Below are 15,805 nucleotides of genomic sequence, written 5' to 3' on the forward strand. Positions count from 1 at the left end.
ATAGTGTTCCACCTCCAAAAAGTATGTAAATCGTAATTCTCTATCCAATATAAAAAAGATGCAGGCGCAGTGGCCCACATCTTCATCAATAACAGGTTCATAACCTATTGAGCATTCATGATGATTCATTCAAACCAGCCAACTGAGTCGGTCAGGTGAGAAGCGGGCGCTTCTGCTTTTACTTGAATTATAATATCATCTCATTTGAGGAAAGTCAACTCACTTGTTTACTTTTCATTTCATCCAAACGAATGACACGTGTATGCTCGGTATGGCTCCATTGTTTGTTATTTTGCGTGAAGAACGCATAGAACGTAATTGGCCACCAAGAAAGCATAAACACTGGATAAAGAATTAAATATTTATATACTTTGGCAGGAGCCTTCTCTACGAGCATGGAGATAGGCAGCAGCACATAAATCGCTAAGCTTACTGTGTTAAAGAATATGGGGTTAATATCGGCAAGCATGGGTGTGTCCGACCAACCCGGAGTAACTGATTTAATCCAAAGCAGTACGGAGATAATCGCACCGAAAAAGAAGTTATACACGTTAGCGGAGTAGATAGCCGCATCGATCTTCGTCCAGCTGCCCTCTTTGATTCCTTGCCACAGCAGGGGGAAGAAATAACGCTTAGCCACATCAAAGTGTCCTTGCATCCAGCGTAGACGTTGTTTGGCAGATACTTTAAACGTTAGTGGCTTCTCATCGTAAACAATCGCCTCGTAGTTGTACGTCGGTCTAATACCGAGCTTAATGCAACGCATCGAGAACTCTAGATCCTCAACAAGGCTAGTTGCTCCCCATCCGATCTGTTTAAGCAGCTTGGACTCAAAGCACATTCCCGTGCCGCCCAAGTAGTTAGCAAGCCCTAAGTTCGTACGGGGCATTTGCCAGAAACGGTTTGCAAAGTAGTACGAAATTGCATAGGAACCAGTGACCCATGAATCGTTCGGGTTCTTGCTGTCTAGGTAAGCCTGAATAACTCTGGAACCGGAGCAAAGATCATTGTTCATGTGCATCAAGTAATCGGGGCTGGAGAGATTGTCGGCATCAAACATAACAACGGCGTCGTACTGACGCTCCCGCTTCCAAAGCTCCTTAAGCATCCATTCGATCGCGTAACCTTTCCCTCTCAGGTTCGGGTTGTGGCGTTCCATCGCATAAACACCGTGACTCCGTGCGATATCGGCCGTATTGTCGGTACAGTTATCACAAATCACGAAGATGTCATATAGCTCTTTGGGGTAATCCAAAGCCTTAAGATTCTCGATCAATGCGCCAACGACCTGCTCTTCATTATGAGCCGCGACTAATACAGCAAACGATTTCTGGGGAGCAAATTTCTGTTTGTTCTTAGGACGGTACCATCCGAAAAAAGTTAAAAACAACTGATACGCACCGACAATGGCTAATCCAATCTGAAAGGTAATCATAATATTGTCAAGCATGAAGCAAAGTCCCCCTTTTTGTTTATGCACACAAGCTATCTTTTTATACGCGTAGTGCGCAATTTATGTACAGGTGAATTAACCGTTCTTGATTTTCCTCTCTTTCCCCTCATTTGTCAAAGTCTACAAAGAACGAAAATAAGCCTGTTCTCTGAAAATTAAGGGGAACGTGCACAAACTTAGCAGCATGTGCTTAAAATCAGATCGTTAAAGTCCTGTTTTCATCGTTTTTCATTTTATTGTGTACAAAAAGTTCACCGTTTAGACGAACTAAAAGCCCATATGGGTGATACCGGGTTTATTATAATTCACCTGAGCTCTTCCTGACAACTTTTGCTCATCTTTCCTCTTAACGAATACCGCGAGTGAATGGATGTGGCAATTCATGAAGCCCCCTCATAGCATTCGCGCAGTTTTCCAGCAGACGGTCCGTCATTAGCAATAGGTCCTACATTGAGGGGGTTACACATTGGGATAGCTGCTCGACATTAAGGGTACAATAAAAAGGAAATACTGTAACCTTCTGTCACCTTCCCTTCCCCTTTTTTCACATCATGCTAGCACAGGATTGTTAACGGTAGATCAGAAGAACGTTAAATCGTATTTCCAAAAAAATTATTACTGCGTTAATCTTCCTTTAATAATCGTTCTCTATAATGTACATAAGCAGGTATCTCAAGCTACGAAGGAGGCTACTACTCATGAGCAGAGTCGTGAACTGGCTTCAGCATCATGAAACACGCATGTTCCACTTTGTGAATCAACGTATCCAGCACTTCTTCCTTGATCATTTCTTTTCTAAAATCACACATTTAGGCGGAGCAACGGCTACGATAGTTATCTCCTTATGCTGTGCCTTATTCGGGCGGGACTTGGTGCAAACAGCAGGCATTCAAGCACTCATCGCTTTAACGATCAGTCATATCCCGGTTGCCATTATTAAAAAGAAATACCCGCGTCTCCGACCGTATTTGGTACATCCCCAAACGATTATTGGCAAAAACCCGCTGACGGATCATTCCTTTCCATCCGGGCATACAACCGCCATCTTCTCTATCATCTTTCCTTTTGTGACAGCCATACCTGCACTTGGACTTATACTCATACCGCTCGCATTAATCGTTGGTCTATCACGTATCTACTTAGGGCTGCATTATCCTTCTGATTGTATCGTTGGCTGTTTAATTGGAGCGACAGCTTCTCTAGTAACTGTAGCTTTATGGGGGTAAATGGAATGGATGTTCTACATGGTAAAAAACGGGTTCTCATTCTTTCTGAAGGCTTCGGAGCTGGTCATACGCAAGCGGCTTATGCACTTGCCGTCAGCTTAGAGCAGCATTGTTCGACAATTGAGACACGTGTATTGGAATTAGGTTCCTTCCTGCACCCGACATTGGCACCTTGGATCTTCCATGCCTACAAAAAGACGCTAATCTCTACACCTAAACTCTATGGGCGATTGTACCGCTCTCAATATAAGAAATCTCTGAACCGCTTGACTCAATTAGCACTACATCGCATTTTCTATGCGCAAACGGCCGCGATTATTCAGAATTGGTCTCCGCAAGCTATCGTCTGCACGCATCCTTTCCCCAGCGTTGTCGTTTCTAGATTAAAAAGAGCTGGTCTAACCATCCCGCTATGCACTGTCATTACGGATTACGATGTACATGGGACTTGGGTTAGTAACGAAGTCAACAAATACATGGTCTCGACAGAAGACGTCAAAAATAAACTGCTCGGCCGCGGCATCTCTGCCACTCAAGTCGAAATCACGGGAATTCCCGTTCATCCGAGCTTCCGGGAAGCCCACGATAAAGCAATGATTCGACAACAATTCCAGTTGGCATCTATGCCAACCGTACTCGTCATGGGCGGCGGCTGGGGATTAATCGGTGGCGATTCTTTGAGTGAGCATCTAATGAAATGGCGAGATCGGATCCAGTTCATATTTTGCTTAGGTAACAATGAGAAAGCATTAGCTAAGCTTGCGATGGACGCTCGTTATCAGCATCCTAATATTCATTTACTCGGGTTCACACAAGAAATTGGCAAGCTGATGGAAGTTTCGGATTTACTCGTTACGAAGCCTGGAGGGATGACCTGCTCGGAAGGGCTCGCCAAATCAATCCCCATGCTGTTCTATGATCCGATCCCGGGTCAGGAGGAAGAGAATGTCCACTATTTTACCCAGCATGGCTTCGGTGAACCAATCCGCTCTGCCGATACGATTGCGAGCTGGTTAACCATGCTGGCAATACGATATACGGATGTGGAGGCCAAACGCGCTTCGAACTACCATCGAAAGATGAATCTGCCTTCCGCAGATTGTTCTGAGGTCATTATGCAATTGCTCGGATAAGATTCGTGCTTATACGTAAAAAGAGGACATCCTCCTGCTGCATTTTTGCAGCGGAATGGATGTCCTTTTCGGTTATCATCTTATTCTGATTTTACTTTGTGCAATTGTTCAAGATGTGCCGCAAGCACATTTTTGCCAATAACCACTTCGCAGCGATGAATGTTCATACCTTTTCCGGCGAACTTGGTTTCGTATTCGGTCATGATATGGTCGGGATGAATCCCATCCACATGAAGATTTAAGGAAATATTGCGCATTCTCAGCCCCATATCGGCAAAAGAATTCAGCGAAAATTCAAATAACGATTGCGAATCGGTTTTCAAATGAATCTCACCATTCGCATTTAGAATTTGCTGATATTTCTCAACAAAGCCCGGATGCGTCAAACGTCTGCGCGCGTGCTTTTTCTTCGGCCATGGATCACTGAAATTCAAATAAACCCGCTCTAATTCTCCCTCAGCAAAAGCTTCCTCAATGTGTTCGATATTGAAAAGCATCAGCTTTAAATTCGGAATGTTTGGTGCAGATTCTTCCTCTTCATTCGAAGTGATTTCATGAGCAATCTTCGCCTTTTCGCTTGCTTTGCGAATTAACTCATCATACATATCGACTCCAATGAAATTGATATGAGGATATTTCTTACTCATTTCACTGATGAAGCGCCCTTTACCCATCCCAAGCTCTGCATGAATCGGGTTATTGTTACCGAATAACTCGGCCCATTTGCCTTTATGGTCTTTGGCATTTAAAACAACGAGTTCCTTCTGACGTTCTATATCTTCTCGAATTCCTTTTCTTCCCCGTAAACGCATCTACTATTTGCCTCCTACACGTACAAACTATCGAATACAAATCATAGACGATTCTAAGGAAAAAATCAAAGGGAATTAAACATCAAGTGTGTGATAATCAATGGTATTCGATGTTGCCGGGAACAGCTTTTGCTCCAAAGAACGCAGTACTTTTCGTCTTGCTTCCTTCGATATTTTGGGATCTGCAGCATATTTCACACCGCTGCCCAAAACGAATGCTTCCTTAATCGTCAGCTCAATTGACAACGTATCCGTAGATAAGGAGGGAATCATCAGTACCATATTCACCTGCTTTCCTTTTCATCTTTAATGATAGCTTTGGTAAAGAAGAAGAGCTTTATGACTGGCAAATAGTTCAAGTCAAAAGAAAAACGCCCTCCAAGTGGAAGGCGCAGACATCATATTGGTTACTTATAGCTTTCGTCTCTTTGTTTGTTATTTCCCCTTAGGCCTGCCAAGCCCAACAGACCTAACAGACCAAGCCATCCCCAGTTCATATTTCTGTTATCTGCCGCGGTATTCGCATAAGCCCGATAAGATGAAGTATCATAATTGCCACGATGCGTGCCGGTTGTACTCATGCGATCCATCATATTGTTGCCATAAGTGTTGATTTGCCCCCTAACACCTGTGCCGTAAGTACTTGTGCCCGTGCCGTCCCCCGGATAGGTACTTGTGGGAGCAGGAGTGCCGGTGGCAGTACTAGTGCCTGTAATAGTACCAGTTGTAGCATCATAATTACTTCCTGTATACCCCGATGTTGTCGTAGTCCCCGTCCCCATAGTTCCCGAAGTTCCCATATTCGTATTCATTGTTGTACTGGTTCCCGCTGTGTTCGCCTGGACACCAGCTGCCCCAAAGCTCAATGCTGTCGTCAAAGCAACTGCCAGAGTAATCGTATGAAGCTTTTTCATCTGTCAATTTCCCCTTTCAGCATATAATAGTGATGCAAAGTTATCATGCTCCCATTCGTTCCGTTTTAACGGGGAACTTGTTGGAAAGGCAGGGGTCGCTTTCATTCTTAATTTTCGCTACAATATAGGTTGGAAAGAAAGGAGCACGCCCCTTATGTCTACAATCATTCAGGAGTCGCCTCAATTATGGGGAGACAAACGTTTCCATACATGGAATTATGAAATGCGCGAAGCCTTCGGCGGAAAGGTTTTTAAGGTTATGCTGGATGCAGGCTTTACCTGTCCTAACCGCGATGGCAATATTGCGACTGGCGGCTGTACCTTTTGCAGCGCGAGAGGATCAGGCGATTTCGCGGGGAGCCGCCGAGATGATCTAGTCACTCAATTTAATAAAATCAGAGATCTCCAGCATCAGAAGTGGCCTGAGGCCAAATATATCGGTTACTTCCAGGCTTATACAAATACGTATGCTCCCGTGGAACAATTACGTGAATATTATGAGGTTATTTTGCAGCAGCCGGGCGTTGTGGGATTATCCATTGCGACAAGGCCGGATTGTTTACCCGATGATGTCATCGAATACTTGGCTGAGCTGAATGAACGTACCTACCTCTGGGTCGAAATGGGACTTCAAACCGTGCACGAATCCACGTCTCAGCTCATCAATCGAGCTCATGATACCCAGTGCTATGTGGATGCGGTTGCCAAGCTGCGTAAGCATAATATCCGCACTTGTGCACATATTATTTATGGATTGCCCGGGGAGACGCATGAAATGATGCTGGACACCGGACGAGCTGTCGCTCAGATGGATGTGCAGGGCATTAAAATTCATTTGCTTCATTTAATGCGTAAAACACCTATGGTGAAACAATATGAAGCTGGCTTACTTGAGTTTTTGGAAAAAGACGAATATGTGAAGCTTATTGTAGACACACTCGAGTTTTTACCACCGGAAATGATTGTACATCGCTTAACTGGGGATGCTCCACGTGATTTGCTGATTGGGCCAATGTGGAGTCTAAAAAAATGGGAAGTACTGAATGCCTTTGACAGCCTGCTAAAAGAAAGAAATACTTGGCAGGGTAAACTTTGGAAAGGCAAAGTATAGCAGAAGGACATAAAACCAATTTGGATTTTGAACCGTTTCCTTTATATAGTGAGAGCGAATAAAGGAGATGGATCAAATGAAAAAACGGGTTGGAGCAGCTTTGGTAGGGATAATACTTGTTGTGGCTGGGTGCGGAAGAGCGTCGTCGTCCGAAGTGGTGACGCCGGGTTCGGCAGCGCCGTTGCCGTCCGCGGCGGCGGTAGTGAGTGCGTCGCCCACAGCTTCGGCTGTTGCTACGCCTTCAACGGCAGCCTCTACGGCGACGCCGGCGGCCAGCAGCACGCCGCAGCCTAGCGCAGCGGCTACGGCGACGCCGACAGCTGCGGTCGCTACCGCAGCCCCGGTGAAAGAGGCGGCATCGGCGAAGCCATCGCCGTCACCAACGCCAGCGCCTGCAAGCGCGGCACCCTCGCCATCCGCTAAGCCGCAGGCTACGGATAGTGGCACCAGCACAGCCGCGCAGGCGCAGGTGCTGTATAAGGACAACTGCATGGCCTGTCACGGGGCAGGGCTTGCAGGTGACTTCGGGCCGAACCTGACGAAAGTCGGTTCGCGCAAAACCAAGGATGAGATCGTCACGCAGATTCTGGGAGGTAAAGGCGATATGCCACCTTTCAAAAACGCATTGAAATCCGAAGAAATTGAAGCGCTAGCCGCTTGGCTAGCAGCTAAAAAATGATTGTAAGCTACAGCATGGAGGCTTCAAAGCATGGGTTTTGTTTCTGTTCTGAGTTTTGCTCATCAACTAATTAATCAGCGGGCCCAGCCTGGCGATACGGTCATCGATGCGACCCTCGGAAACGGCGTTGACGCCTTGTTCTTGGCGAAGCTGGTGGGCAGCCGCGGCAGCGTGTACGGCTTCGATATTCAGCAGCAAGCGCTGGATCAAACAAAGATGCGTCTGGAGAAGGAACTTCCAGACGCATCTTCTTATGTGCACATGAGCTTATGCAGCCATGCGCTCATGGAAACGGCGGTGCCGCAGGACCGCCACGGCAAGATCGCCGCGGTCACGTTCAATCTCGGCTACCTGCCCGGCGCCGATTCGGCCACAATCACCAAGCAGGAATCAACCATTCCTGCTCTAGAGGCAGCCCTCCGCCTGCTTCGCAAAGGAGGTATTGTGACCATCGTGCTGTATAGCGGGCACGATGGCGGATCTGAAGAGGCTGCTGCCGTAGAAAGTTGGGCGCAGCGCCTTCCGCTCGCAGCCTTTCAGGTGCTGCGCTATCAGTTCATGAACACGAACCAGCATGCTCCCTATCTGCTAGCTTTAGAAAAAAGATAGACGCATGATATAATGCTAAAGAGTGGTGCTAAGCCTTATTTTGCAGGAGAACTTAGAGAAAGAAGGGATAGCCTTGAAATCATACCCGCTTCAATTTCAACCTGAAATGAAAGAACGTGTCTGGGGAGGAAGAGCCCTAGAAAAGTTTGGTTTTCAGCTTCCAGAAGGCGCTATCGGCGAAGGCTGGATGATTGGCGATCATCCGAACGGAACGACAAAGGTTATTAATGGCGAGTTAGCAGGTCTAGGTTTGGACGAAATTCGCGAGAAATACGGTAAAACGTTATTCGGTACCAAAGGATTTTCCGAAAAAAATGGCCGTTTCCCTCTGCTCATTAAGCTGCTTGATTGCGAAGACGACCTTTCGGTACAAGTACATCCGAATGATCATTACGAGAATTTGGCTGCAGGCGAGCTAGGCAAAACAGAGATGTGGTACATCCTTGATGCGAAGCCCGGCGCCAAAATTATATATGGCATGCGAGAAGGCGTTACACGCGAAAGCCTAGCACAAGCAATTGCTGAGAACCGCATTATGGACTGCTTACAGGAAGTGCCAGTAGAAGCCGGAGATTCCTTCTATATTCCTGCTGGAACCGTTCATGCTCTTGGCGCTGGCGTTCTAGTTGCCGAGATTCAGCAGAATTCCGATACAACCTATCGTTTGTACGATTATAACCGTCCGGGTCTGGATGGTAAGCTTCGTGAGCTTCATATTGAAGATTCACTAAACGTTATCGCTTATGAAGGCTCCGGATCTACTCGTATGAAAACAAATATAAATGAAGCCAGTACTTGGCTAACGCTTGCTGAGTCTCCTTTTTTCACTGTGGAAAAAGGTCTAGTGGGACCGAAATGGGAGCTAAGCACCTCATCTGAAAGCTTCGTGATCCTCGTTATCGCAGAAGGAAACGGAACACTCCAGTGGGCGGATGGCAGCATCTCCACGAAACCAGGCGACTGCTTCTTACTGCCTGCCAATCTTGGCAGCTATGCATTAGAAGGCAGCATGACCGTTATTCGCAGCTACTTACCTTAGAGATTTCCAAAAAAGGCTCTCCACCCGTCATCCCTAAGATGTCAGTGGAGAGCCTTTTCAATTGCTGCTATGATTCTTCAGACAAGCTGCTTTCTTTTAAAATAACGTCGTGTGCTCCGCCTTCAACAAGACTGGTTGCCGAAACAAGCGCAATTCTTGCTTTGCTCTTCAGCTCTTCCAAACTTAATGATCCGCAATTGCACATCGTGGACTTTATTTTGCCAATCGTCTTATCCATGTTCTCCTGCAGGCCTCCCGCATAAGGAACGTAGGAATCGACGCCTTCCTCAAACAAGAGCTTGTTTTTGCCCCCAGTATCGTAACGCTGCCAGTTACGGGCACGATTGGAGCCTTCCCCCCAGTATTCTTTCACGAAGTTATTGCCTACCTTCAGCTTTCTGGTCGGGCTCTCATCGAAACGCGCGAAATATCTGCCCAGCATGACAAAGTCCGCCCCCATTGCTAAGGCTAATGTAATATGGTAGTCATGTACAATGCCACCATCGGAACAGATCGGAATATAGGTACCTGTTTCTTTGAAGTACTGGTCTCTGGCTTCGACGACTTCCATGAGGGACGATGCTTGTCCGCGTCCAATCCCTTTTTGTTCCCGAGTGATACAAATCGACCCGCCGCCGATGCCTACTTTCACGAAGTCAGCACCCGACTCTACTAAGTAAAGAAAGCCCTCACGGTCTACAACGTTACCTGCACCAATTTTCACATCGAAATTCTCTTTCACGTACTGAATCGTCTCGCGCTGCCATTCGCTGTAACCATCCGAGGAATCGATGACCAGAATGTCTACTCCCGCTTCAACCAGCGCAGGCACTCTCTCTTTATAATCCTTCGTATTGATCCCAGCTCCAACAATATAGCTTTTGTTAGCATCAAGAAGTTCCATTGGATTCTCTTTATGCTCATCATAATCTTTGCGGAAAACGAGGGTGTCGAGCTTCTGCTGCTCATCCACAATCGGTAAACAATTCAGCTTGTGATCCCAAATTAAATTGTTGGCTTCCGATAAGGTAATCCCGGATTTGCCGTAAATTAGTTTATCAAACGGTGTCATAAACTGATGAATCGGGCGATCCATAGGGTCACGACTTGTCCGGTAATCACGCCCTGTAACAATACCAAGCAATTTCCCGTTCGCTGTGCCATCGTCAGTAATGGCAACCGTTGAATGCCCTGTTTCTTGCTTCAACGCCAGCACATCGTTTAGCGTATGATCGGGAGTCAGGTTGGAGCGGCTAAGCACAAATCCTGCCTTATACCCTTTTACCTTCCGCACCATTAGCGCTTCTTCTTCAATCGATTGCGAGCCAAAAATAAATGAAATCCCGCCACAACGCGCCAAAGCAATCGCCATTCCATGGTCGGATACGGCTTGCATGACAGCTGATGAAAACGGGATGTTGAGCGAGATCGCAGGCTCCTCGCCTTTATTGAATTTGACTAACGGTGTCTGAAGCTTCACATTCGCCGGTGTACAGTCCTTCGTTGTAAGATTAGGAATCAACAGAAACTCACTAAACGTACGCGATGGTTCTAAGTAATACGTGGCCACTTTACGACTTCCTCCTCATATAGGGATCTTTGAGCGCAGCTCAAAGTCTCTCATTTATAATGATCCATAGGTAAATTTTTTCAATTTTATCACTGAACCTTACCAGTGGTCAATGGATTTTTCAGGGAAATCTTCCGATGGCATGTAAAAAGATAGAACTATCTATTCGAAACCTGGGGTTCGGAATCTCTGCTCATATATAAAAAGCCCCACTCCCGAATTAAAACTGGGAATGGGGTTATCTTATACGGTCGCCACTTGGTGCAGCGGCATGGTGTAGTAGCTAGCCGGCTGCTGTGCATCCGGCGGGAAGTGCACGACGAGCAGCTCCTTGCTGCTGGCGTCAATCTCACCGCTTTGCAAATACGTCTGGAATGCGAAAGGCAGTACCTCAAGCATGGCGTGCTTGTGGAGGTCCTTCTCGTTAATGCGGAGATGGTGAAAGTCTCCGCTCACAAGCCCAGGCTGCTCAGCCAGCAGCTTGAGGTACGCATTCTGCTCGGACTTCTCCAACGTGAAGTCCCACCAGATTTTGCGCGGCTTATATTTATGACCCAGGAAATAATCCAGCTTCATCAGACCCTCAATAATGTGCATGTTCTTCGTCTCGCGATGCATCAGGAAATCGCGTAAGCGGGTAAACAAATCCTCGAGCTGATGCCCAATCTTCTGCCAGCCGCGGCCTTCCCAGAAATCGCCGAACTCTTGAAAGAAATCAAACGCTGAGGCGAATTCATGCGCAATCAAATATTTAACCGTATGATCCATACGGTGCGCGTTCCAATATTTCTCCAGCACATCTTCAACCCGTTTGATGCGAATTAAATCGGTGAACGGCAGAATATCATTGCCGAGAATCTCATACGGCGCGTGGTCCATGTAAACGTAGCCGTATTTATGCGCGTCATTTCGCATCCCTGTGCCGCGCAGCATTTTCAGAAATCCTAGCTGCAGCTCTTCCGGTCCAAGTTCAAAGACATCGTTAAATGTCTTGCGGAACGAATTATAGTCCTCTTCAGGCAGGCCGGCAATCAAGTCTAGATGCTGGTCGATTTTTAAGCTATTTTTTACCTTGGATACGGTACGGCTCAGCTTGAAGAAGTTCTGCCTGCGCTGCACCAAATCATTGGTCGTATCATTCGTAGACTGAACCCCGATCTCGAATCGGAATGTGCCCGGAGGCGCATTCTCTGCTAGGTAATCAAGTACCTCTGGTCGCATAATATCCGCTGTAATCTCAAACTGAAACACGGTGCCACGATGGTTCGCAATGAGGAATTCAAAGATTTCCATCGCATAATCCCGCTTAATATTAAACGTCCGATCCACGAACTTGATCAGCTTTGCGCCAGAATCAATTAGGTACAGCAGATCTGACTTGGTTCGTTCCATGTCGAAGTACCGTACGCCTACCTCAATACTAGAAAGACAGAATTGACAGGAGAAGGGGCAGCCGCGACTTGTCTCGAAGTATACAACGCGATTGGCCAAACTAGGCACATCTTCATCAAAACGGTGCGGGGACGGGATATCATCAAGCTTCAGCTTCGGTCTGCCCGGCATCAGCACGACTTCCTCGCCTTTTCGGTAAGCCAAACCATAAACGAAATGATATTTACGAGTCGTTGAAATCTCAGTTAGCAGCTGGTGAAAAGTCTCTTCCCCTTCGCCCATAACAATGAAATCGACTTCCGGGATGCGATCCATCCAGTAGTCCGTGTCGTAAGAAACCTCGGGACCGCCAAGCACGATTATAATTTCCGGTCTAATTTTCTTGATCATTTTAATAATATGAATCGTTTCTTCAATGTTCCAAATGTAACAGGAAAAGCCCAGTACGTCCGGCGCCTTTTGATACAGGTCGGAGACGATATTCATCGCTGGGTCTTTGATCGTATATTCTGTAATTTCGACATCAAAATCCTTCTCGCAGAACGCTTTCAAATAGCGCAAAGCCAAGGAGGTATGAATGAATTTGGCATTAAGTGTGGATACAAGTACTTTCATTATAAAAAAACCTCGTTCTGTTCTCGTTTATTGTTCTATCTAATTCTACACGAAAACCGAGGAAATACAAAGGTAAGCCCTCCCAAGCACTAAAGAACCATATCATCATCCAGATGAGGATTTTCATAAGGGAACTGCAAATAGGAGGCTTCCTGAATCGCATTTTTCCAGCGTTCGGCATGTGAATGCAGCTGATCTTCAACTTCTTGAATTCTCAGTTGCAAGTCTCCAGGGCTTTCGGCTGCTCCACTGTGCAAAGCCTTCTGCAGCGTAGTACGCTCTTCGAACCATTGCGTTAACTGATATAAAAGCATAGGGAATTCCCACCTTTTCTCACACGAGGGTTATAGCTGTAAGTCTTCCCCTCCTTGGGAGTATGCATACAAAGCAAATACAGGTGTTGAGCCGTCAGAGCCGTCCTTTTCGGACGTCTCACTGCGGTTTCGCACCATTCTGCCTTCTGAGAAGTACTTTTCCGTGTTCTCAGACCGTATTCTCTACCTGCACTCCAAGTGCTCTCAGCCCCCACCGCCAACCAAAAACAAATTATCCATTGTTTCCTTTGCAACAGAAGAAACCACAAGCTCCTCCAGCGCAATATGGTTTCTTCTGTTACCCAGCACAAGAACAGACTGCTGCTCAGCATAATCCTTTGTGCCGGTTGAACTTCATGCTTTATAGCAAGTCCTGCTGCTGAAGTCGGGTAAGTGGATCTAGAATTGCAGCAGAAAAGGGTTATCTCTCAAGTAGTTTTACTCGTAAGCAGGAGGCGGAACGCCACTGGAGTTTCTATCGCGGCGTTTCTTTTGTTTTTGCGAACGTGGTATATTGTAAGGAGAATCATGTGGTCGGCTGTTAGTTACTGCTTATCAGCGGTATGTTCCGTAGGCATTTAGGTTACTTGGAGCAGCTAGCTCTATACACCTGATCTCGTGAGTCAGGCGACAGGCGAGCAGAGTTGATGTAAAAAGTACAGCAAAATCAGCCTATCTCGGCGTTTTCACGTTAAATCATGCAAAAAGTGCATCTAATTCGGCGCATACTATCATATTTAGGATAAAATGAGAATATTTGATGTACAAAATACATGATTGCAATTAAATATCGGAAATAATTGATGATTTACTGTACTTTTTGCATGTGGTTGGTGTAGAGTCATCGGGCGACAGGTCAGGTCATATAACGATAATAATGCAAAAGATCAGCTAATTCAGAACACTTTTAAACGACCAAAAATTGGAGGTCTTCTTTCATGCAAAATAAACAAGGTAAGAATCAAAGTCCAATCAAACATCAGAATCACAACCCGAAATTCAAAATCAGCAAGAACCAAAGCCACAATCAAACTCCGTTCAAGGGAAACCAAGATACGAACACTCGCCAGTATACCGTCAAGGAACCAGTTGAGCTTCTGCCTTTTTTATTAGATAAACTTTCCAGTCTGGGCCGGAACTCTGTCAAAGCCATCCTTGCCCGAGGGCAAGTCGCGGTGAATGGCAAGGCCGTCACAGCTTATAACTATCCCTTGCAGCCTGAGCAAACGGTGACTATCAACAAAGATAAAGTCGTCGAAGATATTCCTTTGGCTGGCATGTCTATTTTGCATGAGGATGAGGATGTCATTGTCATTCAAAAGGATACCGGACTATTATCCATCGCCGCTAATGCTCAGGAAAATGAGATTACAGCCTATCGCCAGCTTACGGCGCATGTACGGAATCATGATCCAAAGGCACGGATTTTCGTTGTACATAGACTTGATCGTGATACATCAGGCGTGATGATGTTTGCCAAAAACGAGAAGGCCCAACAGCACTTACAGAACACTTGGCAGGACAGTGTAAAAGAGCGCACTTACGTAGCCTTGGTTGAAGGTATGGTGAAAAAGCCCGAAGGGACCATTTCCTCATGGCTCAAGGAGCACACGAAATCGCTTAAAATGTTTTCAACTCCGTATCCGAATGATGGGCAGCACGCGGTTACACATTACAAAACAATACAATCTAATCGAAGCTTCTCACTTCTTGAGGTCAATTTGGAAACAGGCCGTAAAAATCAAATCCGCGTTCATATGCAGGACATCGGCCACCCCGTTGTTGGCGATAAGAAGTATGGTTCAAAAACGAAGGAAATTGGCCGCCTTGGACTTCATGCGCGGGTTCTTGCCTTTTTGCACCCGACAACTGGACAATTGCTGCGTTTTGAGACGAACATTCCGAAGTCGTTTTTAAATCCTTTCCGAGAACTACCTGCGAAAAAATAATAAGCTAGGAGACTTTACAAGATGCGAATCGTTGTACTTGACGGCTATACATTAAATCCCGGAGATCTGGACTGGGACGGTTTAAACTCACTTGGAGAGCTTGTTGTCTATGATCGTACTGCGGTATCTCAGATCCTTGAACGTGCGGCTGAGGCTGAAATTGTGTTGACGAATAAGACGCCGCTTTCCGCAGAAATCCTTCAGCAGTTGCCTAAGCTCCGCTATATTGGCGTACTTGCTACCGGGTACAATATCATTGATCTTCAAGCGGCTAAGGAGAAAGGCATCATTATCACAAATGTTCCAACTTATAGCACGCACTCTGTTGCTCAGTTGGTATTTGCATTGTTGTTGGAATTTTGCCATCGTGTGCAGCTGCATAGTGACAGCGTGCTTAAAGGGGATTGGTCTAGGTCGGTTGATTTCAGCTACAGCCGTTCTTCGTTTATAGAGTTAGCCGGCAAAACAATGGGACTTATCGGCCTAGGGCAAATCGGTAAACAAACTGCTTTGATTGCGCAAGCGCTTGGGATGAATGTTATCGCTACAGGCAGCGGCAAAAGTGTGCCTCAACCTGTGGAAGGCATTGCATGGGTGCAAATCGACGAGCTTTTGCAGCGCTCTGATGTCATTAGTCTCCACTGCCCTTTGACACCGGCTACGAATCAGCTCATCAATGCTAAACGGATAGCTCTCATGAAACCGAACGCTATTTTACTGAATACGGCAAGAGGCGGCCTTCTGAATGAAGAAGATGTCGCTCATGCGTTGAATGAAGGCAGATTGGCGGGAGCTGGTCTGGATGTTTTGACGTTAGAACCTCCACGTCCGGACAATCCCTTGCTGCATGCGCGAAATGTGATCATTACCCCGCATATCGCTTGGGCAACTCAAGAAGCACGAGCTAGGCTGATGGCTGCGGCTGTTGATAATGTTCGTGCTTTTGTGGAAGGGCATCCGGTGAATGTGATTAGGTAGGTATCTAGGCA

Annotated in this window: 15 protein-coding genes and 1 other annotated feature; of the genes, 8 read left to right on the forward strand and 7 right to left on the reverse strand. The window is 46.3% G+C overall.

Annotated elements, in window-relative coordinates; translation table 11 throughout:
- Positions 1 to 46: 46 nt before the first annotated feature.
- Positions 47 to 184: a sequence feature (ribosomal protein L20 leader region), on the reverse strand.
- Positions 185 to 214: 30 nt separating this feature from the next.
- Positions 215 to 1,450, reverse strand: a complete 1,236-nt coding sequence (locus BLT91_RS06795) for a glycosyltransferase family 2 protein (RefSeq protein WP_090818489.1) — start codon at positions 1,448 to 1,450, stop codon at positions 215 to 217.
- Positions 1,451 to 2,151: 701 nt separating this feature from the next.
- Here BLT91_RS06795 and BLT91_RS06800 point away from each other — a divergent pair.
- Both BLT91_RS06800 and BLT91_RS06805 read left to right on the forward strand, forming a co-directional pair.
- Positions 2,152 to 2,679 (forward strand): phosphatase PAP2 family protein, encoded by a 528-nt coding sequence (locus tag BLT91_RS06800; protein ID WP_090818492.1) that lies wholly within the window; start codon positions 2,152 to 2,154, stop codon positions 2,677 to 2,679.
- A 5-nt stretch (positions 2,680 to 2,684) separates the two neighbouring features.
- Complete coding sequence (locus BLT91_RS06805; protein ID WP_090818495.1) at positions 2,685 to 3,812, forward strand: MGDG synthase family glycosyltransferase; 1,128 nt, start codon at positions 2,685 to 2,687, stop codon at positions 3,810 to 3,812.
- Positions 3,813 to 3,892: 80 nt separating this feature from the next.
- On the opposite strand, the gene trmB is transcribed toward BLT91_RS06805, so the two are convergent.
- The 3 genes from trmB to BLT91_RS06820 form a co-directional block, all read right to left on the reverse strand.
- The gene (trmB, locus tag BLT91_RS06810; protein WP_090818499.1) at positions 3,893 to 4,624 is read right to left on the reverse strand and encodes a tRNA (guanosine(46)-N7)-methyltransferase TrmB; all 732 of its coding nucleotides are present in this window, start codon (positions 4,622 to 4,624) and stop codon (positions 3,893 to 3,895) included.
- Positions 4,625 to 4,699: 75 nt separating this feature from the next.
- The gene (locus tag BLT91_RS06815) at positions 4,700 to 4,912 is read right to left on the reverse strand and encodes a hypothetical protein (RefSeq protein ID WP_141224941.1); all 213 of its coding nucleotides are present in this window, start codon (positions 4,910 to 4,912) and stop codon (positions 4,700 to 4,702) included.
- A gap of 119 nt (positions 4,913 to 5,031) precedes the next feature.
- Positions 5,032 to 5,538 carry a WGxxGxxG-CTERM domain-containing protein gene (locus BLT91_RS06820; protein ID WP_090818505.1) on the reverse strand — a complete coding sequence of 169 codons (507 nt, stop codon included), beginning with the start codon at positions 5,536 to 5,538 and terminating at the stop codon, positions 5,032 to 5,034.
- A gap of 154 nt (positions 5,539 to 5,692) precedes the next feature.
- Here BLT91_RS06820 and BLT91_RS06825 point away from each other — a divergent pair, with 154 nt between their 5' ends.
- The 4 genes from BLT91_RS06825 to BLT91_RS06840 all read left to right on the forward strand — a co-directional run bounded on the left by BLT91_RS06825 (position 5,693) and on the right by BLT91_RS06840 (position 8,976).
- A complete protein-coding gene (locus BLT91_RS06825; RefSeq protein WP_090818508.1) occupies positions 5,693 to 6,649 on the forward strand; it encodes a tRNA modification radical SAM protein MnmL/YtqA in 957 nt (318 codons plus the stop codon).
- A gap of 202 nt (positions 6,650 to 6,851) precedes the next feature.
- Complete coding sequence (locus BLT91_RS06830) at positions 6,852 to 7,328, forward strand: c-type cytochrome (RefSeq protein ID WP_141224942.1); 477 nt, start codon at positions 6,852 to 6,854, stop codon at positions 7,326 to 7,328.
- Positions 7,329 to 7,358: 30 nt separating this feature from the next.
- Entirely contained in the window at positions 7,359 to 7,937 is a 579-nt protein-coding gene (locus BLT91_RS06835; RefSeq protein ID WP_090818514.1) for a tRNA 5-(aminomethyl)-2-thiouridylate-methyltransferase MnmM, read from the forward strand.
- Positions 7,938 to 8,010: 73 nt separating this feature from the next.
- Complete coding sequence (locus tag BLT91_RS06840) at positions 8,011 to 8,976, forward strand: type I phosphomannose isomerase catalytic subunit (protein WP_090818517.1); 966 nt, start codon at positions 8,011 to 8,013, stop codon at positions 8,974 to 8,976.
- A gap of 67 nt (positions 8,977 to 9,043) precedes the next feature.
- Here BLT91_RS06840 and BLT91_RS06845 read toward each other — a convergent pair whose 3' ends face one another.
- The 3 genes from BLT91_RS06845 to BLT91_RS06855 all read right to left on the reverse strand — a co-directional run bounded on the left by BLT91_RS06845 (position 9,044) and on the right by BLT91_RS06855 (position 12,867).
- On the reverse strand, positions 9,044 to 10,546 hold the full coding sequence (locus BLT91_RS06845) for an IMP dehydrogenase (protein ID WP_090818520.1): 1,503 nt from the start codon (positions 10,544 to 10,546) through the stop codon (positions 9,044 to 9,046).
- A gap of 243 nt (positions 10,547 to 10,789) precedes the next feature.
- The gene (locus BLT91_RS06850) at positions 10,790 to 12,553 is read right to left on the reverse strand and encodes a B12-binding domain-containing radical SAM protein (protein WP_090818524.1); all 1,764 of its coding nucleotides are present in this window, start codon (positions 12,551 to 12,553) and stop codon (positions 10,790 to 10,792) included.
- Positions 12,554 to 12,642: 89 nt separating this feature from the next.
- Positions 12,643 to 12,867: a hypothetical protein gene (locus BLT91_RS06855; protein WP_090818527.1), complete on the reverse strand. Its 225-nt coding sequence runs from the start codon at positions 12,865 to 12,867 to the stop codon at positions 12,643 to 12,645.
- Between the two features lie 938 nt (positions 12,868 to 13,805).
- Between BLT91_RS06855 and BLT91_RS06860 the strand changes: the two genes are divergently transcribed.
- Entirely contained in the window at positions 13,806 to 14,816 is a 1,011-nt protein-coding gene (locus BLT91_RS06860; protein WP_090818530.1) for an RluA family pseudouridine synthase, read from the forward strand.
- 21 nt (positions 14,817 to 14,837) lie between these two features.
- The gene (locus BLT91_RS06865) at positions 14,838 to 15,794 is read left to right on the forward strand and encodes a D-2-hydroxyacid dehydrogenase (RefSeq protein WP_090818532.1); all 957 of its coding nucleotides are present in this window, start codon (positions 14,838 to 14,840) and stop codon (positions 15,792 to 15,794) included.
- Positions 15,795 to 15,805: the final 11 nt, after the last annotated feature.

Source organism: Paenibacillus sp. yr247, assembly GCF_900103825.1.
Classification (GTDB): domain Bacteria; phylum Bacillota; class Bacilli; order Paenibacillales; family NBRC-103111; genus Paenibacillus_E.